The organism is Collimonas humicola (genome assembly GCF_018304945.1).
Taxonomy (GTDB): Bacteria; Pseudomonadota; Gammaproteobacteria; order Burkholderiales; family Burkholderiaceae_D; genus Collimonas; species Collimonas humicola.
Genome location: NZ_JAGQEE010000005.1, coordinates 80,873 through 102,323 on the forward strand (window position 1 = coordinate 80,873; position 21,451 = coordinate 102,323).

Sequence of the window (21,451 nt, forward strand, 5' to 3'; positions counted from 1 at the left end):
GTTGTTCTGCCCGCGCAGTGCTTCCAAATTCCTAGAACTGCTCGTCCGCCCCCAGATAGCGCCATTGCCCCTCGGGCAGATTCCCCAGCTTGACGCCGCCGATCCGTACCCGTTTCAAGCCCAGCACTTTCAGGCCGACCATGTCGCACATGCGGCGGATCTGGCGTTTCTTGCCTTCGCGCAGGGTAAAACTCAGCTGATCCTCGTTCTGCCATTTGACGATGGCCGGCTTGAGGCGCTTGCCGTCCAGCGTCAGGCCGTGGTTGAGGCGGCGCAGTTCGGCGTCGGGCAGCTTGTCGCCTTTGGTATAGCGCACCCGCACCAGGTATTCCTTGTCGACGCTGGTCTCTTCGCCGATCAGGTGCTTGGCGATGCGGCCATCCTGGGTCAGCACCAGCAGGCCGACCGAGTCGATGTCGAGACGGCCGGCGGGCACCAGGCTGCGCAGCTGGGTCGGATGGAACAGGGTAGGCGAGGGGTCTTCGCTCCAGCGGTTGGCTTCCTTGATCAGCGCCACCGCCGGCTGGTAGCCGTCTTCGGCCTGGCCGCTGACATAGCCGACCGGCTTGTTGATCAGGATGGTGACGCGCTTCGATTGTTCGGCGGCGGCCTGGCGTTCGACGCTGATGCGCTGGCTCGGCAGCACCTTGCTGCCGAGTTCCGAGACGACGATGCCGTCGACCCGCACCCAGCCGCGCGCGATCCACTCGTCGGCCTCGCGGCGCGAGCATAGCCCGAGTTCTGACATGCGTTTGGAAAGGCGTAGTGGTTCAGTCATGATGTGTGAATAAAAAATATAAAATCTACAGCCGTCATTCCCGCGTTCGCGGGAATGACGAAGGGTGCTTCGATGAAGTTCATCTCAAATGTGCAAAGCATCCAGCAAATCGGTCTCAAGCTGGATCTGCATGCGCGCATGGTTGAGCGCGTTGCCGTCCACCAGGAAGACGTCTTCGACGCGCTCGCCGAGGGTCATGATCTTGGCGGTGTGCAGGTTGATCTTGTGCTTGGCCAGCACACTGGCGACCGAGTACAGCAGGCCGGTACGGTCGTTGGCGGTGATCGACAGCAGGTAGTACTGGCCGCGGTCGTCCGGCCGCAGGTCGACCGTCGGCGTCAGCGGGAAGGTGCGCGAGAGCCGCGACAGGCGGCCGCGCGACGCTGCCGGCAGGGCGCTGTCGGTTTGCAGCAGGGCGGTCAGTTCGTGCTCGATCAGGTTGATGATGTCGCGGTAGTGCTTGGCGAACAGCGGCGCGCTGATCAGGAAGGAGTCAAGCGCGTAGCCGTGGCGCGTGGTCTGGATCTTGGCGTCGAGGATGCTGAAATTCTTGCTGTCGAAATAGCTGCAGATGCGGATGAACAGGTCGCTGCGGTCCTTGGTGTAGACCGCCACCTGCAAGCCTTCGCCGATCGGCGCCAGGCGGCATTTGACGATAGGCGCCGGGTTGTCGATCTGGTTATAGAAGGAGCGGGTTTGCCAGGCGATATCGGAGGCGTCATGGCGCAGGAAGTAAGCGACGTCGAGCTGCTGCCACAGCGCTTCATGGGCGTCCGGCGGCAAGCCGTACAGGCGCAGGGTCTTCAGCGCTTCTTCCTGGCGGTTCTTCAGCTCGCGGTCGGCCGACGGCGTCTCGCCTCCCAGCACCCGCAAGGTCATGCGGTACAGGTCTTCCAGCAGCTTGCCTTTCCAGGCGTTCCACACCTTGGGACTGGTGCCGCGGATATCGGCCACCGTCAGCAGGTAAAGCGCGGTCAGGTGGCGTTCATCCTTGACCGTGCCGGCAAAGTGCAGGATCACTTCCGGATCCGACAGATCCTGCTTTTGCGCCACTTGCGACATGGTCAGGTGGTGCTCGACCAGGAACACCACCAGCGCGGTGTCCTGCGGCGCCAGGCCATGGTGCTGGCAGAAATGCAGGGCGTCGGTCATGCCCAGCTTGGAGTGGTCGCCGCCGCGGCCCTTGGCGATATCGTGGAACAGGGCGGCTACATACAGCAGCCAGGGGCGCGGAAAATTGGCGATCAGCTGGCTGCAGAACGGGTATTCGTGGGCGTGTTCGCTCATGGTGAAGCGGCGTACGTTGCGCACCACCATCAGGATGTGCTGGTCGACGGTGTAGACGTGAAACAGGTCGTGCTGCATCTGGCCGACGATGCGCCGGAAGTTCGGCAGGTAGCGGCCCAGGATGCTGGTCTGGTTCATGCCGCGCAGCGCGTGGGTAATCCCTTGCGGCGCCTGGATGATCTGGATGAACAGCGAACGGTTGACCGGATCGCGGCGGAAGGCGTTGTCGATCTTGACGCGTGCATGCCATAGCGCACGCCGGGTGCGCGCCGTCATGTCGCGCAGCTCGCTGTGCTGCGCCAGCAGCAGGAACAGTTCCAGCATGGCCGACGGCGTGGTCTTGAACAGGTCGTCGTGGGCGATGTCGATCAGGCGGTTGAGATGGTTGAAGCGCTCGTTGATGCGCTGCGGCACCATCGGCTGCGGGAACAGCTGCACTTCAATGTTCTGCAGCAGGATGGTGTTGAGCTGGGTCACCGCCTTGGCGGCCCAGTAGTAGCGCTGCATCAGGTATTCGCTGGCGCGCCGCGTTTCCGTGGTCTGGAAGCCGAGCGCTTCGGCGATCGGCGTCTGCACGTCGAACACCAGGCGGTCTTCGCGCCGGTTGGTGTAGATGTGCAGGCGGATGCGGATATCCTTGAAGGCGCGCTCCTGGCGCGACAGCTGGCGCGCTTCCGCCGCCGTGATCAGGCCGTGCTTGGCCAGCTTGGGCCAGGACTCGCCGAGCCCGGCGGCCTTGGCCACCCACAGGATCACCTGCAGGTCGCGCAGGCCGCCCGGGCTTTCCTTGCAGTTCGGCTCCAGGCTGTAGGGCGTGTCTTCATACTTGACGTGGCGCTGGCGCATTTCCAGGATCTTTTCCTGGAAAAAGGCGCAGGGATCCATCGCCGCGCTGCAACGCTCCTGCAGCTGATGGAACAAGGCTTGGTTGCCGCTCACCAGGCGCGCTTCCAGCAGGCTGGTCTGCACCGTGATGTCTGCCGCCGATTCGCTCAGGCACTCGTCGACGGTGCGGATGCTGTGGCCGATTTCCAGTCCGATGTCCCAGAACAGCTGGACCAGCTGCTCCAGCCGCGGTTTCAGTTCGGCATCAGGTGCGGCGCCCAGCAGGATCAGCACATCGACGTCGGAGTGGGGGAACAGTTCGCCGCGGCCATAGCCGCCGACCGCCACCAGCGCCGCCGATGCCGGCATGCCGAGCATTTTCCAGGCCTGGGTCAGGGCAAGGTCGACGCTGCGGCGCAGCGCTGTCAGCAGTTCGCCGGGTTTGCCCTCTGCCAGGAATGCGGAGATGATGACTTGCCGCTCGGTTCTAAGCTGTTGTTTCAGGGTCGCGGCAAGTGTCGTCATGTACGGCGTTCAATGCTTGAGAAATAGGTGCAGATGTGATCAGGCGGCAGCCGCTGCCTGCTGGACGAATGCCGGCGGCGGCGGCGTGCCGGCCGACACGGTCAGCACTTCATAGCCGGTTTCGGTCACCAGCACAGTATGCTCCCATTGGGCGGAGAGGCTGCGATCCTTGGTCTTGATGGTCCAGCCGTCGCCCATTTCACGGATGTCGCGGCGGCCGGCGTTGATCATCGGCTCGACCGTGAAGATCATGCCGGCTTCCAGCCGCTCCAGCGTGCCGGGACGGCCGTAGTGCAAGACCTGCGGCTCTTCGTGGAATACCTTGCCGATGCCGTGGCCGCAGAATTCGCGCACCACGCTGTAGCCGGCTTTCTCGGCGTGCTGCTGGATGACGTGGCCGATATCGCCCAAGTGCGCGCCGGGCTTGATCTTGGCGATTCCCAGCCACATGCATTCATAGGTGATGTCGCCCAGGCGCTTGGCCATGATCGACGGTTCGCCGACATAGAACATGCGGCTGGTGTCGCCGTGGTAGCCGTTCTTGATGATAGTGATGTCGAGATTCACCACGTCGCCGTTCTTCAGTACCTTGTCGCCCGGAATGCCATGGCAGATGACATCGTTGACCGAAGTGCAGATGGCTTTCGGGTACGGGGTATAGCCGGGCGGGCAATAGTTGAGTGGCGCCGGGATGGAATCTTGCACGTTTGTCATGAATTCGTGGCACAGACGGTCCAGCTCGCCGGTGGTCACGCCGGCTTTGACGAAGGGCGTGATGTAATCGAGCACCTCGGAGGCAAGCTTGCCGGCGATGCGCATGCCGGCGATATCCTCGGCGGTTTTGATGGAAATAGTGGTCATAGGTAAGAAGAGAAGCTGAGATATAAGGGCAAATCCGCTGGCAAGGGCGCGCAACCACCGTAAAAACGGGCAAAAATGGATAAAGGCGGCCGGGATTCATTCAGGTAACGATTATAAACGAGCATCACAAGATGCGCTTAAAGTTATGGCTCCCGGGACTTGAAGAAGTCATGGGTTTTGGGTTACAATCTTGGGTTAGCTCGAATTGCTATTGGGCTATACCGACGCTGTTGTCGTTAATTGTATGTTTTAAAAACGCGAATCCGCTCGAAAAGGGTGCTGTCCCGCCGGTAGGCAAGGCAGTGACTGAGCAGATTCCAGACCCAACCCTGGAGAAAATTATGTCCGTAACAATGCGTGAAATGCTGGAAGCCGGTGTCCACTTCGGTCACCAAACCCGTTTCTGGAACCCAAAGATGGCGCCGTTCATCTTCGGTCACCGCAACAAGATTCATATCGTCAACCTGGAAAAAACCCTGGGCATGTACCAAGAGGCGATGAAGTACATCCGCCAATTGTCGTCCAACCGCGGCAACATCCTGTTTGTCGGCACCAAGCGCCAGGCGCGCGAAATCGTTGCCGCTGAAGCAGCGCGTTCGGGTTCGCCTTTCGTCGACCAGCGCTGGCTGGGCGGCATGCTGACCAACTTCAAGACCATCAAGACATCGATCAAGCGCCTGAAAGAAATGGAAGCTTCGATTGAAGACGGTTCGGTTGAGAAGCTGAGCAAAAAAGAAGGCCTGATGTTCCAGCGCGAGCTGATCAAGCTGCAAAAAGCTATCGGCGGCATCAAGGACATGGGCGGCATTCCTGACGCAATTTTCGTGATCGACGTCGGCTACCACAAGGGCGCCATCACTGAAGCCGCTAAGCTGGGCATCCCGGTTATCGGCGTGGTTGATACCAACCACTCCCCGGACGGCGTGACTTACGTCATCCCTGGCAACGACGACTCGTCCAAGGCAATCGCTTTGTACGCTCGCGGTGTTGCCGATGCCATCCTGGAAGGCCGCGCCAATGCAGTGAACGACGTAGTTGAAGCCATCAAGGGCGCAGCTGGCGACGAATTCGTTGAAGTTAACGATCAGGCTTAAGCCCTGCATCTGAGGTTTCATACTCAGAAGAAAAAGGGGGCGTGGTTGCCCCTTTTTTTGTATCACTTGCTGGTGTTACATTTGCGTTACACCAGAATTGAACCGACGAAGTTACACCGAATTTACCTGAATATTTTGAATGACGGCGCGCCGGTTGTTGGCCGCACTGCATGGCAGTAGCGGATCGCCGGCACAGCGTCAACTGAGCTAGGAGAATAGTATGGCGGCAATTACAGCAGCACTGGTAGGCGAACTGCGCGCAAAGACTGATGCGCCAATGATGGAATGCAAAAAGGCGCTGACCGAAGCTGGCGGCGACATGGACAAGGCAGAAGAAATCCTGCGCGTCAAACTGGGCGGCAAGGCTTCCAAGGCTGCCTCCCGCGTGACAGCTGAAGGCGTTGTGGCAGCATACATCGCCGGCGGCGTCGGCGCCCTGGTCGAAGTCAACTGCGAAACCGACTTCGTCACCAAGAACGACGACTTCCTGGCCCTGGCGAATGCCTGCGCCAAGCTGGTTGCCGAAAACAACCCGGCCGACGTGGCTGCCTTGTCGGCCCTGCCGCTCAACGACAGCACTGTCGAAGCAACCCGCGCTGCCCTGATCGGCCGTATCGGCGAAAACATGTCGATCCGCCGTTTCACTCGTTTCGACACTGCCGCCAAGCTGGTTTCCTACCTGCACGGCACGCGCATCGGCGTGATGGTTGAATTCGACGGCGCTGACGAACAAGTCGGCAAAGACGTGGCCATGCACATCGCTGCGATGAAGCCGGTTTCGCTGTCGTCCGAGCAAGTACCGGCCGACCTGATCGAAAAAGAGCGTTCGGTGGCAACCCTGAAGGCAGCCGAATCCGGCAAGCCTGCAGATATCGCCGCCAAGATGATCGAAGGCTCGGTGCAGAAATTCCTGAAGGAAGTTTCCCTGCTGAACCAGACTTTCGTGAAGAACGACAAGCAAACTGTTGAACAAATGCTGAAGGCTACCAACACCAGCGTGAAAGCGTTCACCATGTTTGTGGTCGGCGAAGGCATCGAGAAGAAACAAGATGACTTCGCTGCGGAAGTTGCAGCGACAGTTGCTGCGGCCAAGCAGGCGTAAGCAAGAATACGGGCCGAAAGGCCCGTTTTTTTGGCTCTGCGGAATTTTCTTCCCAGGCCACGGACTAAGGAATGCCTTGCCGTTCCCTTGCTCTCCCAAGAGAGCAGGGAGGCGGCAGGAACCGGCTCCGATTATCCAAAAAGAGCCTGATAGTAGATTTTGCTGCAGTTTGGCCTGACAATGGCGCTGCAGTGCTTCAGCTAGGCGTGAATAAAACACAATATCAATCGGAAAGCCACAAGGGGCCCAGACCATGACAAAACCAGCTTACAAGCGTGTTCTCCTGAAACTCTCCGGTGAAGCCCTGATGGGCGATGACGCCTACGGCATCAACCGTGCGACGATTGAGCGCATGGTGGCCGACGTCGCCGAAGTCGCCAAGCTCGGCGTCGAACTGGCGATCGTGATCGGCGGCGGCAATATTTTCCGCGGCGTCGCACCCGGCGCCCAAGGCATGGACCGCGCTACCGCAGACTACATGGGCATGCTGGCGACGGTGATGAATTCTCTGGCGCTGGCGGACGCAATGCGTCAGATCGGCCTCACCGCGCGCGTCATGTCGGCCATCAGCATCGAACAGGTAGTAGAGCCATACGTGCGGCCCAAGGCGCTGCAATATCTGGAAGAAGACAAGGTTGTCATTTTTGCAGCAGGCACCGGCAATCCTTTTTTCACCACCGACACTGCAGCGGCCTTGCGCGGTTCGGAAATCGGCGCTGAAATCGTGCTGAAGGCGACCAAGGTCGACGGCGTCTACAGCGCAGATCCAAACAAGGATCCGACCGCGACCCGCTATTCGCACATCACGTTTGACGAAGCGATCACCAAGCATCTGCAAGTCATGGACGCCACGGCGTTTGCCCTATGCCGCGACCAGAAGCTGCCGATCAAGGTGTTTTCCATCATCAAACCGGGTGCGCTGAAGCGCGTCATCCTGGGTGAGGATGAAGGCACTCTGGTGCACGTATAAAATATTTGTCCGATTTGTAATAATTGTGCACATTCGTTGCGCAATTCTGTTACGCGAATAAGATACAGCCAATTTAATATAATTTGTTTTCGTAGAGGAGAGCAGCATGAGCATTGCTGACGTCAAGAAGAATACCGATCAAAGAATGCAAAAGTCGCTGGAGACTTTGCGGGCCGACCTGGCCAAGGTACGTACCGGCCGCGCCCACACCGGCATCCTTGACCATATCACGGTGGACTACTACGGCAGCCCGGCCAACCTGAGCCAGGTCGCCAACGTGACGCTGATCGATGCGCGCACCATCGGCGTGCAGCCGTTTGAAAAGAAGATGCTTGCAGTGGTTGAGAAGGCTATCCGCGAATCCGACCTCGGCCTGAATCCATCGACCCAGGGCGAACTGGTGCGGGTGCCGACACCGGCGCTGACGGAAGAGCGCCGCAAGGAAATGGTCAAGCTGGTCAAGGGCGAAGCGGAAGATGCCAAGATTGCAATCCGCAATATCCGCCGCGACGCCAACGAAGGCTTGAAAAAGCTGGTCAAGGACAAGGAATGCTCGGAAGACGACGAGCGCCGCGCGCAGGATGAAATCCAGAAGCTGACTGACAAGTTCGTTGCCGAAATTGACAAGCAAGTGGTCGATAAAGAAAAAGAGATCCTGACGGTTTAACGCTAGCGATAGGTCCGACAGCACTATCTGCGCAGGGTGGGCATCTCATGTCCACCCTGCGCATTCTTTCTTACTGATTATTTATGGCCCATTCAAGTTCCACGCAAACCCTGCCTGCCAGCCCGACAGTGCCAAAGCACGTAGCCATCATCATGGATGGCAACGGCCGCTGGGCCACCAGCCGCTTTCTGCCGCGTGTCGCCGGCCACGGCAAAGGCGTCGAAGCGGTGCGCGCCGCGGTAGAAGCCTGTGCCGCGCGCGGGGTTGAATACCTGACGCTGTTTGCTTTCAGTTCCGAGAACTGGCGCCGGCCGGCCGATGAGGTATCGCTGCTGATGCGTCTGTTCATGGTGGCGCTGGAACGTGAAGTCGGCAAGATGCATGCTAATGGCATCCGCCTGAAAGTGGTGGGCGACCTCAGCCGTTTCGACGACAAGCTGCAGCAGATGATCGATAACGCCGAGCGCAAGACCGCCGGCAATACCGCCATGACGGTCACCATCTGCGCCAACTACGGCGGCCGCTGGGATGTCATGCAGGCGGTGCAAAAGATGCTGGCTGCCCGCGCCGCCAGCGGCGCGCCGGCACTCGCCGGGGCGGATGCGTTTTCCGAGGACGAGCTGGCGCAGCACCTGGCGATGGCCTATGCGCCTGAGCCGGACCTGTTCATCCGTACCGGCGGCGAGCAGCGCATTTCCAATTTCCTGCTGTGGCAACTGGCCTACAGCGAGCTCTACTTTACCGATACCTACTGGCCGGATTTCGGCGCCGACGAGCTGGACAAGGCGATTGCCTCTTACCAGCAGCGCGAACGGCGCTTCGGGCGCACCAGCGCGCAACTGGTTGAACAGGCTTCCTGATGCTAAGAACACGTGTCATCACGGCGTTGCTGTTATTGGCGGTACTGCTGCCAATCTTGTATTTCAATTACTACCCTGCATTTGCCGTTGTCTCGACGCTGTTTTTCGGCGCCGCGGTCTGGGAGAGCGCCCGCATATTCGGCGCCTCGGCTAAAGCCGCGCTGGCATGGGGGCTGGCTGCCCTGATCCTGTTCGGCGCTGTGCTGTATGCGGGCAGCGGCCCCAATATACGTCTGCTGTTCGCGCTGTGCGTGGCAATCTGGTGCTTCCGTTTCGTGCCGTCCCTGGCGTTCGGCCTGCCGGCCTTGCCCAGCCTGGCCAACCGGCTGATTGCGGCAACTTACGCCATCGCCATATTTGGCTGTTTCCTCGCAATTGTCGTATTGTTCCATCATTCGCCCATGTATTTGCTGTCGGTGCTGGTGATCGTCTGGGCTGCCGATATCGGCGCTTATTTTTCCGGCAAGGCTTTCGGCCGCCATAAGCTGGCGCCGTCGATTTCCCCCGGCAAGTCCTGGGAAGGCGCCGTCGGCGGCTGGATCCTGGTGCTGCTGATGGCGGTGGGCTTCAGTTTCACGCCGGCGCTGGCCGATACTTTCCCGATGCGCCTGCTGGCGACCTGGGGCTGGGCAGGATTGCTGGCAGCCATGACGGTACTGGTGGCCGCCAGCGTCGCCGGCGATTTGTTCGAGTCCATGCTCAAGCGCCGCGCCGGCATCAAGGACAGCAGCAACCTGCTGCCGGGCCATGGCGGCGTGCTGGACCGGGTCGATGCCCTGATCCCGGTGCTGCCGCTGGCGGCTTTGTTGAGTTTCTGGTTCTAGGTCGGGTATGCAAAATATTACTATTCTCGGCTCCACCGGTTCGATCGGCATGTCGACGCTGGATGTGCTGGCGCGTCATCCGGAGCGCTATTCGGTGTATGCACTGACGGCCCACAGCCGGGTGGAACAGCTGGCGCAGCAATGCCTGCAGTTCAAGCCCCAGGTGGCGGTGGTCGGCAGCCCCGCTGCGGCACAGCTGCTGAGCCGTCTGCTGCAGGCGCAAGCCCCCCAGATCGAAGTGCTGCACGGCGCCGCGGCTTTATGCCAGGTCGCCAGCGCCTCCGCTTGCGATGCCGTGATGGCTGCAATTGTCGGCGCCGCCGGCCTGGAGCCGACCCTGGCTGCTGCCAAGGCCGGCAAGAAGGTCCTGCTGGCGAACAAGGAGGCTCTGGTCATGTCGGGCCAGCTGTTCATCGACGCCGTCAAGCAGAGCGGGGCAGTGCTGTTGCCTATCGACAGCGAGCACAATGCGATTTTCCAGTGCCTTCCGCATAACTATCAGCGTTCGCCGGCGGCGCTCGGGGTCGAAAAGGTCCTGCTGACGGCATCCGGCGGTCCGTTCCTGACGCGGCCGCTGGAGACCATGGATACGGTCACGCCGGCGCAAGCGATCGCCCATCCGAAGTGGGTCATGGGCCGCAAGATTTCGGTCGACTCCGCCACCATGATGAACAAGGGGCTGGAAGTGATCGAGGCGTACTGGCTGTTCGGCGCTGCGGCCAGCCAGATCGAAGTGGTGATCCATCCTCAAAGCGTGATCCATTCCATGGTGTCGTATATCGACGGCTCGGTGCTGGCGCAGCTCGGCAATCCCGACATGCGCACGCCGATCGCCCATGCGCTAGCCTATCCTGAGCGCATCGCCTCCGGCGTCAGCCCGCTTGACCTGACGGTGATCGGGCAATTGCAGTTCAGCCGGCCAGACCTGCAGCGCTTTCCCTGCCTGAAACTCGCGTATGATGCATTGCTGGCCGGCGGTTCGGCCGCAACTATATTGAACGCCGCGAATGAAGTCGCGGTCCAAGCTTTTCTGGATGAAAAAATCGGATTCGGCATGATCGCTCAATTAATCGCCCGCACCATGGACAGCCTGCCGCTGTGCGCGGTGACCGATATCGATATGCTGCTTGAGCAAGACCGCCTGGCGCGCCAGGCCGTCAATGCCCTGATATCCTGACCATACCTTCGCACACTTATATACGGCAATGGCCTTTCTGCAAACTATCCTCGCATTTGTCGTCGCCCTTGGTTCGCTGGTGATCATCCACGAGCTCGGCCACTATTGGGTCGCGCGTTTGTGCGGCGTCAAGGTGCTGCGCTTTTCGGTTGGCATGGGCAAGATTGTCTGGTCGCGCCGTTTCGGCCCCGACCAGACCGAGTGGGCGCTTTCGATCCTGCCGTTGGGCGGCTACGTCAAGATGCTGGATGCCCGTGAGCAAGATGTATCGGGCATTTCACCGCAAGACATGAAGCGGGAATTCACCAGCCAGTCGGTATGGCGGCGCATCGCGATTGTCGCCGCAGGCCCCCTGGCGAATTTCATTCTTGCCATTTTGCTATTCGCCGGCTTGTACAGCTATGGCGAAATGGAGCCGACCCCGAGAGTGCGGGCGGTGCCGGAGCAAAGCGCGGCCTACAAGGCCGGCTTGCGTGCCGATGACCTCATTACCGGCGTCAACGGCGAAGCGGTCCAGACCTGGAACGAATTGCGCTGGAAAGTGATGCAGGCGGTAGTCGACAAGGCGCCAGTGAAGCTGGATGTGCGCCATGCAAATCCTGCTGCCGCGGGCGGCGGCCACCTGCTGGATACGGTCAGCTTGTCGACCGACGGCGTGTCCACCAAGGACCTGGAAGGCGATTATCTCGGCAAACTGGGCATCAAGCTGGCGCTGGGCAAGGCGATCGTCGGTAAAGTACAGCCTGACGGACCGGCCATGAAAGCGGGTTTGCAGAATGGCGACCTGATCACCGCGATCGATGGCGAGACAATTTCTGATAGCGCGGCTTTCATCGCCAAGGTGAGCGCCTCTCCCGGCAAGCCGCTGACGTTGACCGGATTGCGGAACGGCAATGTGTTTAACATGGCTGTCACGCCGGAGGCGCAGCAATCCAAAGACGGGACGATCGGCCGCATCAAGGTTGAATTGTTGCCAACGATGCCGGAGATGGTGCTGTCCAGCAGTCCGCCCCTGCAGGCACTTGCCAAAGGAGCAAAACGGACCTGGGACAGCAGCATCCTGACCTTGAAAATGCTGGGCAAGATGATTGTCGGCGAGGTTTCCTGGAAAAATATCACCGGACCGATCACGATTGCCGACTACGCCGGTCAGACCGCACGCATCGGCGCATTCAGCTATTTGAGCTTTATCGCCTTTATCAGCATTAGTCTGGGCGTCATGAATTTGCTTCCCATTCCGGTTCTAGATGGTGGTCTTTTGCTGTATTATTCGCTGGAAGTTTTGACCGGACGCCCCATTCCTGAACGGGTTGGTGCAATTGCACAGCGCGCAGGCATCGGCATTTTGATGACGTTGATGATGGTCGCCATGTTTAACGACATCGTTCGGCTCCTATTTTAAACTCCTTTAAGTTCGGCTCTCTTGTCTGACAATCGTGGCGGACAAGGACATTGATAAAAAACGATCGCTAATGAAATTACATTCCGAGCACTTCCCTTTGTCGATTCTTCCCCGTCGTTTGATTGCTGCCGCCGCCTTCGCCCTCTGTTCGGGCCAGGTCATGGCGGTGCAGCCGTTTGTGGTCAAGGATATTCGCATTGAAGGTATTCAGCGCACTGAGGCCGGTACTGTGTTCAGCTACCTGCCGGTGCGCGTCGGCGAGCAGTTCACCGACGAAAAAGGTACCGCAGCGATCAAGGCCTTGTATGCCACCGGCTTCTTCAAGGATGTGCGGATCGAATCCGAAGGCGACGTGCTGGTGGTGATGGTGGAAGAGCGGCCGTCGATCGCCGCTGTCGACTTCTCCGGGATCAAGGAATTCGATAAAGACCAGCTGACCAAGGCGCTGAAGGAAATCGGTGTCGGCGAATCGCGCATTTTCGACAAGGCCCAGGTCGACCGCGCTGAACAGGAGCTGAAGAAACAGTACCTGTCGCGTGGCCTGTACGGCATGAAAGTGACGACCACCGTCACGCCTATCGAACGCAACCGCGTCAATGTCACGTTTGCCGTGGACGAAGGCGAAGTATCGCGCATCAAGGAAATCCGCTTCGTCGGCAACAAGGCATTCTCCGATGGCGACCTGCGCGACCAGATCAAGCTGCGCTCGCCGGGCTGGTTCACCTGGTATACCAAGGCCGACCAGTACGCCAAGGAAAAGCTGTCGGGCGATATCGAAACCCTGCGTTCCTACTACCTGAACCGCGGCTATATCGAGATGCAGGTGGAATCGACCCAGGTGTCGATCACGCCGGACAAGAAAGATATCTACATCACCATCAATATCAACGAAGGTGAAAAGTACAAGGTTTCCGACATCAAGATGGAAGGCGAGATGTTCGGCCGCGAAGACGAGCTCAAGTCTTTGCTGGAACTGAAAAAAGGCGACGTGTTCAACGGCGAAAAGCTCAACAACAGCACCAAGAAGATGTCCGAGCGCCTGGGCAACTTCGGCTATGCGTTCGCCAACGTCAACGCCAATCCGGACCTGAACCGCGAAACCAAGGAAGTGGCGTTTACCATCCTGGTCGATCCGGGTAAGCGCGTCTACGTGCGCCACGTCAACGTTACCGGCAATACCAAGACGCGCGACGAAGTGGTGCGCCGCGAATTCCGCCAGTTCGAAGATTCTTGGTACGACGGTTCCAAGATCAAGCTGTCGCGCGACCGCGTCGACCGTCTCGGTTACTTCAAGGACGTCGCTATCGAAACGCCGGAAGTGCCGAACACTTCCGACCAGGTAGATATCAACATGGCGGTCACCGAGAAGCCTACCGGCAACATCCAGGTCGGCGCCGGTTTCTCGCAGACCGACAAGCTGAGCCTGTCCGGTTCGATCCAGCAGCAAAATGCTTTCGGCAGCGGCAACACCATCGGCCTCGACGTGAACACCAGCAGCTACTCGCGGGTGATCGCGCTGTCCCAGACCAATCCTTACTTTACCGATGACGGCATCAGCCGCACCTACAACGTGTATCTGCGCACCGTGCGGCCGTCGCCATACACGACCGGTGACTACCGCGTCCGCACCATCGGCAGCGATATCAAGTTCGGCGTGCCGTTTTCGGAACTGGATACGGTGTTCTTCGGCGTCGGCATTGAAAACACCAACGTCAAGGCCGATAGCTCCAGCCCGTTGCTGTACCAGCAGTATGTCCATGATTTCGGCAACGGCGTCCTGGTGCCTAGCGGCCAGACCTTGCCTAATGGCCAGAGCTATGACATCTTGCAGAATCCTGCAGCCGCTACCACCAACAGCTTCCCGCTGACGGCTGCCTGGCAGCGCGACAGCCGCGACAGCGCGCTGGTGCCGACCAAGGGACGCTACCAGCGCGCCACGCTTGAAGTGTCAGCGGTAGGTACCCTGCGCTATTACCGCGCCAGCTATCAGCACCAGTACTTCCAGCCATTCTGGGGCAATGCGGTAACGCTGGCCTTGAACGGTGAGGTCGATTATGGCCGCGGCATCGGCGGCAAGCCGTATCCGGTCTTCAAGAATTACTATGCCGGCGGTATCGGCACCGTGCGCGGTTTTGAAGGTTCGACACTGGGCGTCGGCACCAACGTCGACCAGTACGGCGATTCGATGGGCGGCGCCTCGCGCGTGTTCGGCAACATGGAATTGCAGTTCCCGTTCCCGGGTTCCGGCAGCGACCGCACCCTGCGCTGGTTTACCTTCCTTGACAGCGGCCAGGTCTATGCGGACAAGAAACCGATGCAGTTGAGCGAGTTGCGGTATTCTACCGGTCTCGGTTTGAGCTGGGTTTCGCCTATCGGTCCTTTGAAAATCAGCTACGGCAAGCCGCTCAATGCGAAACCAACCGACAAGACGCAGTCCTTCCAGTTCCAGTTGGGTACGGGCTTCTAAACCCGCCGGAGTCTGCGCCGTGCAGATTCTGGCAAGAATGGCATAATGCACAAGTTGCATCATTTGAATTGCGGAGAATAGTGTTGAAATCTCTAATTAAATCATTTACATCCTTACCGTCAGCTGCTGTGCTGGCTGTGTGCGCATTGTCGGCGGCCGCGCCGGTGCATGCGGATGAAGGCTCGAAAATCGCCTTCGTCAGCAGCGAGCGCATTTTGCGCGAGGCCAACCCGGCCAAGGCGGCGCAAACCAAGATCGAGACAGAGTTTTCCAAGCGCGACAAGGAATTGCAGGACCAGGCCGCTACCTTGAAAGCCAAGGCGGACAAGCTGGACAAGGATTCAGCCGTGATCTCGGATTCCGAGCGCAACAAGCGCCAGCGCGAACTGACCGATCTGGACAAGGATTTCCAGCGCAAGCAGCGTGAATTCCGCGAAGACTTGAACCAGCGCCGCAACGAAGAGCTGGCAATCGTCCTGGAGCGTTCCACCAAGGCGATCAAGCAGATCGCCGAAGCGGAAAAGTACGATATGGTGTTTCAGGAAGGCGGCGTGTATGTGAGCCCGCGCATTGATATCACCGATAAAGTGCTGAAGATCCTCAATAAATAAGTACATTCTGTTAAGGCCAATCAGTATGAGCATTCGGCTAAAAGAATTGGTCGAAAGCTTAGGTGGCCAATTGACCGGTGATGCGGATACCCAGGTATCCGGCATTGCTCCGCTGAGCGATGCCACCGCATCACAGATCACCTTCCTCTCGAATCCAAAATTCCGCCCCCAGGTGTCGCAAACGCAAGCGGCTGCCGTCATCCTGTCTGCCGCGGATGATGCGGCGGTCGGCGCCGACTATCATGGCGCGCGCATTGTCGCCGCCAATCCCTATGCGTACTTTGCCCGCGCGGCGCAGTTTTTTGCAGCCAGGAATGCAATTCCCGTGATTCCCGGCATTGATCCGGCCGCCAGCGTCGATCCTGCCGCCGAGGTCGCGGCCAGTGCCTGCATCGGCCCTAATGTGGTCATCGGCGGCGGCGCGGTCATCGGCGAGAATGTCCGCATCGATGCGGGCTGCGTGATTGGCGCCGGCGCCAGGATAGGCGCGGGCAGTTATCTTTATCCCAATGTCACCGTCTATCACGCCTGTGAGATCGGCCAGCGCGCCATCATTCATTCCGGCGTGGTGATCGGCGCCGATGGTTTCGGTTTTGCCAACGATGGCGGAGCCTGGGTCAAGATCCCGCAAACCGGGCGCGTGCTGATCGGCGACGACGTCGAAATCGGCGCCAATACCACGATTGACCGCGGCGCCCTGGCCGATACCGTGATTGAAGAGGGCGTCAAGCTGGACAACCAGATCCAGATCGCCCATAACTGCCATATCGGCGCCCATACCGCGATTGCAGCGTGCGCGGGGATTGCCGGCAGCGCCCGGATCGGCAAATACTGCTCGATAGGCGGCGCCGCCATGATCCATGGCCACATCACCATTGTCGATCACGTGCATGTGTCGGCCGGAACGCTGGCACTGCGCTCGATTTCCGAACCGGGGCAATATACCGGGTTTTATCCGATTGCCAAGCATGGCGACTGGGAAAAATCTGCCGCCCTGGTACGCAATCTGAACACAATGCGTGAGAAAATCCGGTCTCTGGAGAAATCCATTAAACAGTTATCACAACAGCTTACCCAAGAAGATAATGAATAGTTCAAACCAAACGCTAGATATCAATCAGATCAAAACCTACCTGCCGCACCGTTATCCGCTGTTGCTGGTTGATCGCGTATTGAATTGGGAAAGCGGCAAGTCGATCACTGCGATCAAGAATGTCACGATCAATGAAGAATTCTTCAACGGACATTTTCCGAACAAACCGGTGATGCCGGGCGTATTGACGATTGAAGCGCTGGCGCAGACCGCCGCGCTGTTGTCATTTTTGACCGAAGGCCGCAAGCCGGATGAAAATACCGTGGTGTATTTCCTCGGCATCGATAAGGCGCGTTTCCGCCGCCCGGTCGAGCCAGGCGACCAGATCAAGCTGCAAGTCGAGATCGTGCGCGTAGTGCGCGGCATCTGGAAATACAAGGCCGTCGCCAGCGTTGACGGCGAACTGGCGGTAGAAGCCGAATTCATGTGCACCATGCGCACCGCGGTCAGCCCCGGCGCAGCGTCCACTCCTGCGGCGACCATCGCCGACGCCACTCCATCAGCGTGATCCGATGACGCGCATTCATCCTACCGCCGTCATCGATCCCAAGGCCAGTCTCGATAGTTCAGTAGAAGTCGGCGCTTACACAGTCATTGGACCGGATGTCGTGATCGGCGCCGGCAGCAAGGTCGGCCCGCACGCCGTGATCGAAGGCCACACCACCATCGGCCGCGACAATTCGATTTTCCAGTTCGGCTCGATCGGCGCCGTGCCGCAAGACAAGAAATACGCCGGCGAACCGACCCGCCTGGAGATTGGCGACCGCAACACTATCCGCGAGTTCGTGACCCTCAACCTGGGCACCGTGCAGGACGGCGGCGTCACTCGTATCGGCGACGACAACTGGGTCATGGCCTATGTGCACGTGGCGCATGATTGCCAGATCGGCAGCAACACCACGATCGCCAACAACGCCACCTTGGCCGGCCATGTGCACATCGGCGACTGGGTGCTGCTCGGCGGTTTCACCACCGTGCATCAGTTCTGCCGCATCGGCGCCCATGCAATGACTGCATTCACCGCGGCCGTCAGCCAGGACATTCCGCCCTTCGTGACGGCGGCCGGCAACCGCGCCGAACCTGCCGGCATCAACAGCGAAGGCCTGCGCCGCCGCGGTTTCAGCAGCGAGCAGATCATGGCCATCAAGCGCGCCTACCGCACCATCTATCGTGCCGGCCTGCCGCTTGAGGAAGCCATGGCTGCGCTGGCTCTGGAAGAGGCCAAGACGCCGGACTCCGCTGCCTACCTGAAGCAGATGCGTGAATTCATCGCATCCTCGACGCGTGGCATCATCCGCTGACATGGCGGACAGCAACGCCAATGTCACCATCGCCATGGTTGCCGGCGAAACGTCCGGCGACTTGCTGGCCGCGCGCCTGCTGTCAGGATTGCGGCCGCATTTGCCCGATGTGCGCATGCACGGCATCGGCGGCGCCAGGATGGCCGAGTACGGTTTTGTCAGCGACTGGCCGATGGAAAAGCTGTCGGTCAACGGCCTGTTCGAAGTACTTGCCCACTATCGCGAACTGAAGGGCATCCAGAACGCACTGCGCGACCGCTTGCTGGCGGAGAAGCCGAGCGTCTTCATCGGCGTCGATGCGCCGGATTTCAATTTCGGCCTGGAAGCGCAATTGCGCCAGGGCGGCATTCCCACCGTCCACTTCATCGGGCCGTCGATCTGGGCATGGCGCGGCGGCCGCATCAAGAAGATCGCGAAGGCGGCTTCGCACATGCTGGTCATCTTTCCGTTTGAAGCAGAGATTTATCGCAAGGCAGGCATCCCCGTCACCTATGTCGGCCATCCGCTGGCGCAGGTGATTCCGATGGCGCCGGATGTGGCCGCGGCGCGCAGCGCGCTCGGCCTGCCGGCTGCAGGCCGCGTCGTGGCGATCATGCCAGGCAGCCGCATGGGCGAGCTGAAGCACAACACCATCGCCTTCGTGCAGGCCGCCAGGATACTGGCGCAGCGCGATCCCGGCATGCGCTTCATTGCGCCCATGGCAGGCGAGAAGCAGCGCAAGTTCTTTAGCGAGCTGCTCAGCCAGGCCGGTTTGCAGGACCTGCCGCTGCAGATCCTGGATGGCCAGTCGCATACCGCCATGGCCGCCGCCGACGGCGTGCTGGTGGCTTCGGGCACGGCTTCGCTGGAAGTCGCCCTGTACAAGAAACCCATGGTGATCGCCTACAAGATGATGCGCGCCAGCTGGGAAATCATGCGCCACATGAGCTACCAGCCTTGGATAGGCTTGCCGAACATCCTGGCGCGCGAATTCCTGGTGCCGGAGCTGCTGCAGCATAATGCCACGCCGCAGGCGCTGGCCGACGCGCTCTGGCAGCAGCTGGAAGATCCGGCGCGCCAGGCGATGCTGCGCCAGCGCTTTACCGACATGCATCACAGCTTGTTGCGCGACACCGCCAATGAAAGCGCACAAGCTGTGCTGCAGGTGATTGCGCAGAATAAGCGCTGATCCTGATTTGCGCCGGCCTGGTCCGGCGTCCCCTATTTTGTGGAATGCCGTGACCGATCCTAATCTTTCTCTTTTTTCCTACGACGGCGAAACCATTTGCGGCGTCGACGAAGCTGGCCGCGGCCCTTTGGCCGGTCCGGTGTTTGCTGCCGCCGTGATACTCGACCCCGCGCGGCCGATCAGCGGCTTGCGCGACTCCAAGAAACTGACGGCGGAACGGCGCGAGCTGCTGGCCGAGCAGATCAAGGCCAATGCACTGGCATGGGCGATTGCCGAATGTTCTGAAGCCGAGATCGACAGCCTCAATATATTGCAAGCCACCATGCTGGCGATGCGCCGTGCGGTGGAAGGCCTGGCGGTATTGCCGACGCTGGCGCTGATCGACGGCAATCGCTGCCCGGTGCTGAGCATTCGTTCCGAGGCCATCATCAAGGGCGACGATAAGGTGCAAGCCATTTCGGCTGCGTCCATCCTCGCCAAGACCGCGCGCGACGCTGCGCTGGAAGTCTTGCACCAACAATATCCTCACTATGCTTTCGATCAGCATAAGGGCTATCCGACAGCGCTGCATATGGAACGGCTGCGGCTGCATGGTGTTTCGCCGGTGCACCGCAAATCGTATGCGCCGGTGCGCGCCTTGCTGGCGACCAGCACTGCAACGGGAAAGGCATGAATCAGATGAAAAGCATCACATCCGCCGCCAATCCTTTATACAAGGAGCTGAAACTGCTGGCGACCAGCGCGCAGGCACGCCGTAAGGCCGGCCGTACTTTGCTGGACGGAATTCACCTGGCGCAAGCATATCTGCAACATGCCGGCCAGCCGGCGTTGTGCGTCGCCAGCGAGAGCGCGCTGGCGCATGACGAGGCCGCCGCCCTGATCAGGCAATGCCAGGCTGACAAGGTGCAGTGCATCGTGCTGCCGGACGCGCAATACCAGGCGCTGAGCCAGGTCGAGCATGGCGTCGGCCTGCTGTTCGTGATCGACACTCCCAAGTCCGGGCTGCCGCGGGCGTTGACGCAGTCCGCCGTGCTGCTCGACAATTTGCAGGATCCAGGCAATCTCGGCTCCATCCTGCGCAGCGCCGCCGCTGCCGGCATCAGGCAAATCTACTGCTCCGAAGGCAGTGCATCCGCATGGTCGCCGAAAGTCCTGCGGGCAGGGATGGGCGCCCATTTCATTCTGGATATTTTTGAAGGCGTCGATCTGGCTGCGTTGATGACGGCGGCGCGGGTGCCGGTGCTCGCCACCAGTTCCTATGCAACACAAAGCATTTATCAAGCCGATTTGAGCGGATCGCTGGCCTGGCTGTTCGGTCACGAAGGCCAGGGCGTGGCAGAAGATTTGCTGCAGCTGGCCAGCCGGCAAGTCGTGATTCCGCATCGCGGCCAGATGGAGTCGCTGAACGTTGCGGCAGCCGCGGCGGTTTGTTTTTTTGAGCAGCTGCGCCAGACCGGCCCATAAAATCTGCTGCTGCTCTGGTGTCTAGAACGTCCGTATATCCGGCTTGATATCCTGCAAAATCGTCGCCGCGATTTCTTCAATCGATTTGGTGGTCGACGACATCCAGCGTATCCCTTCGCGCCGCATGATCTTTTCTGCTTCATTCACTTCATAACGGCAATTCGCCAGCGCCGCATACTTGCTGCCAGGACGGCGCTCGTTGCGGATTTCCGACAAACGGTCGGCGGCGATGGTCAGGCCGAATATCTTTTGCTTGAACGGCAACAGGCCGCTCGGCAGTCTGTCGCGCTCGAAATCTTCCGGAATCAAAGGATAGTTGGCGGCCTTGACGCCGAACTGCATGGCCAGGTAAAGGCTGGTCGGCGTCTTGCCGGAACGCGAGACGCCAACCAGGATGACATCGGCATCGGCCAGGTTCTTGTGCGACTGGCCGTCGTCATGCGCCAGCGAAAAGTTGATGGCTTCGATGCGGTTTTTGTATTCGTCGGTATTGGCGGTGTTGTGGCTGCGGCCTATGGTGTGGGTGGACTTGACCTCCAGCTCTTTTTCCAGCGGCTCGACAAAAGTCTGGATCAGGTCCATGTGCATGGCCTTGGCCTGCTGGATCACTTTTGACAGGTCGGCCTTCACCAGCGTTGAAAAAACGATAGGCAGCTTGCCATCCAGGGCAAATGCTTCGTTGATCCTGCGGGTCGCCTCGTAAGCCTTGTCCAGGGTATCGATGAAAGGCAGGCGCACCTGCTTGAAACGCAGCTCGAACTGGGTCAGCACCGAATGGCCGAAAGTCTCGGCGGTGATGCCGGTGCCGTCGGAGACAAAGAACACGGTGCGGTTGGCGGGGACCAGCGGGGCGGGAGCGGCATGAAGCATGATATTGTCAAAAATAGAATAAATAAAATCGATGGGAAAACCAAGGCTAGCCCAGCAGCCAGGCCGGCGCAGAAACTTTTAACCGAGCCGGCGCTCTAGCTTACT

The 21,451-nt window shown here is 59.7% G+C and carries 20 protein-coding genes; 16 read left to right on the forward strand and 4 right to left on the reverse strand.

What is annotated here, in order from left to right; all coding sequences use genetic code 11:
- Positions 1-31 precede the first annotated feature (31 nt).
- The 3 genes from KHU30_RS16170 to map all read right to left on the reverse strand — a co-directional run bounded on the left by KHU30_RS16170 (position 32) and on the right by map (position 4,276).
- On the reverse strand, positions 32-778 hold the full coding sequence (locus KHU30_RS16170) for a pseudouridine synthase (protein WP_211443665.1): 747 nt from the start codon (positions 776-778) through the stop codon (positions 32-34).
- Positions 779-862: 84 nt separating this feature from the next.
- Positions 863-3,415: a [protein-PII] uridylyltransferase gene (locus KHU30_RS16175; protein WP_211443666.1), complete on the reverse strand. Its 2,553-nt coding sequence runs from the start codon at positions 3,413-3,415 to the stop codon at positions 863-865.
- 39 nt (positions 3,416-3,454) lie between these two features.
- Positions 3,455-4,276 (reverse strand): type I methionyl aminopeptidase, encoded by an 822-nt coding sequence (map, locus tag KHU30_RS16180; protein ID WP_211443667.1) that lies wholly within the window; start codon positions 4,274-4,276, stop codon positions 3,455-3,457.
- A gap of 341 nt (positions 4,277-4,617) precedes the next feature.
- On the opposite strand from map, the gene rpsB reads away from it, so the two are divergent.
- The 16 genes from rpsB to KHU30_RS16260 all read left to right on the forward strand — a co-directional run bounded on the left by rpsB (position 4,618) and on the right by KHU30_RS16260 (position 20,476).
- Positions 4,618-5,370 (forward strand): 30S ribosomal protein S2, encoded by a 753-nt coding sequence (rpsB, locus tag KHU30_RS16185; protein WP_014005317.1) that lies wholly within the window; start codon positions 4,618-4,620, stop codon positions 5,368-5,370.
- Between the two features lie 220 nt (positions 5,371-5,590).
- Positions 5,591-6,472: a translation elongation factor Ts gene (tsf, locus tag KHU30_RS16190; protein ID WP_211443668.1), complete on the forward strand. Its 882-nt coding sequence runs from the start codon at positions 5,591-5,593 to the stop codon at positions 6,470-6,472.
- A gap of 253 nt (positions 6,473-6,725) precedes the next feature.
- On the forward strand, positions 6,726-7,442 hold the full coding sequence (pyrH, locus tag KHU30_RS16195) for a UMP kinase (RefSeq protein WP_038491057.1): 717 nt from the start codon (positions 6,726-6,728) through the stop codon (positions 7,440-7,442).
- 106 nt (positions 7,443-7,548) lie between these two features.
- Entirely contained in the window at positions 7,549-8,109 is a 561-nt protein-coding gene (gene frr / locus KHU30_RS16200) for a ribosome recycling factor (protein ID WP_211443669.1), read from the forward strand.
- Between the two features lie 83 nt (positions 8,110-8,192).
- Complete coding sequence (gene uppS / locus KHU30_RS16205) at positions 8,193-8,969, forward strand: polyprenyl diphosphate synthase (protein ID WP_211443670.1); 777 nt, start codon at positions 8,193-8,195, stop codon at positions 8,967-8,969.
- Positions 8,969-9,793: a phosphatidate cytidylyltransferase gene (locus KHU30_RS16210; protein WP_211443671.1), complete on the forward strand. Its 825-nt coding sequence runs from the start codon at positions 8,969-8,971 to the stop codon at positions 9,791-9,793. Before uppS ends, KHU30_RS16210 begins: the two co-directional genes overlap by 1 nt.
- A 7-nt stretch (positions 9,794-9,800) precedes the next feature.
- On the forward strand, positions 9,801-10,970 hold the full coding sequence (ispC, locus tag KHU30_RS16215; RefSeq protein ID WP_211443672.1) for a 1-deoxy-D-xylulose-5-phosphate reductoisomerase: 1,170 nt from the start codon (positions 9,801-9,803) through the stop codon (positions 10,968-10,970).
- A gap of 28 nt (positions 10,971-10,998) precedes the next feature.
- Positions 10,999-12,372, forward strand: coding sequence for an RIP metalloprotease RseP (gene rseP, locus KHU30_RS16220; protein WP_211443673.1), 1,374 nt, complete (start codon positions 10,999-11,001; stop codon positions 12,370-12,372).
- A gap of 70 nt (positions 12,373-12,442) precedes the next feature.
- Positions 12,443-14,839: an outer membrane protein assembly factor BamA gene (bamA, locus tag KHU30_RS16225; protein ID WP_211443674.1), complete on the forward strand. Its 2,397-nt coding sequence runs from the start codon at positions 12,443-12,445 to the stop codon at positions 14,837-14,839.
- A gap of 83 nt (positions 14,840-14,922) precedes the next feature.
- A complete protein-coding gene (locus tag KHU30_RS16230) occupies positions 14,923-15,450 on the forward strand; it encodes an OmpH family outer membrane protein (RefSeq protein ID WP_211443675.1) in 528 nt (175 codons plus the stop codon).
- A gap of 25 nt (positions 15,451-15,475) precedes the next feature.
- A complete protein-coding gene (lpxD, locus tag KHU30_RS16235; RefSeq protein WP_211443676.1) occupies positions 15,476-16,543 on the forward strand; it encodes a UDP-3-O-(3-hydroxymyristoyl)glucosamine N-acyltransferase in 1,068 nt (355 codons plus the stop codon).
- A complete protein-coding gene (gene fabZ, locus KHU30_RS16240; protein WP_230411066.1) occupies positions 16,536-17,051 on the forward strand; it encodes a 3-hydroxyacyl-ACP dehydratase FabZ in 516 nt (171 codons plus the stop codon). Before lpxD ends, fabZ begins: the two co-directional genes overlap by 8 nt.
- A 4-nt stretch (positions 17,052-17,055) precedes the next feature.
- The gene (gene lpxA / locus KHU30_RS16245; RefSeq protein ID WP_211443678.1) at positions 17,056-17,844 is read left to right on the forward strand and encodes an acyl-ACP--UDP-N-acetylglucosamine O-acyltransferase; all 789 of its coding nucleotides are present in this window, start codon (positions 17,056-17,058) and stop codon (positions 17,842-17,844) included.
- 1 nt (position 17,845) lies between these two features.
- On the forward strand, positions 17,846-19,012 hold the full coding sequence (lpxB, locus tag KHU30_RS16250; RefSeq protein WP_211443894.1) for a lipid-A-disaccharide synthase: 1,167 nt from the start codon (positions 17,846-17,848) through the stop codon (positions 19,010-19,012).
- Between the two features lie 49 nt (positions 19,013-19,061).
- Positions 19,062-19,685, forward strand: a complete 624-nt coding sequence (rnhB, locus tag KHU30_RS16255; protein WP_211443679.1) for a ribonuclease HII — start codon at positions 19,062-19,064, stop codon at positions 19,683-19,685.
- A gap of 5 nt (positions 19,686-19,690) precedes the next feature.
- Positions 19,691-20,476, forward strand: a complete 786-nt coding sequence (locus tag KHU30_RS16260) for a TrmH family RNA methyltransferase (RefSeq protein WP_211443680.1) — start codon at positions 19,691-19,693, stop codon at positions 20,474-20,476.
- Between the two features lie 21 nt (positions 20,477-20,497).
- Here the strand turns inward: KHU30_RS16260 and ppsR are convergent, their stop codons facing one another.
- On the reverse strand, positions 20,498-21,346 hold the full coding sequence (ppsR, locus tag KHU30_RS16265) for a posphoenolpyruvate synthetase regulatory kinase/phosphorylase PpsR (protein WP_211443681.1): 849 nt from the start codon (positions 21,344-21,346) through the stop codon (positions 20,498-20,500).
- Between the last annotated feature and the right edge of the window lie 105 nt (positions 21,347-21,451).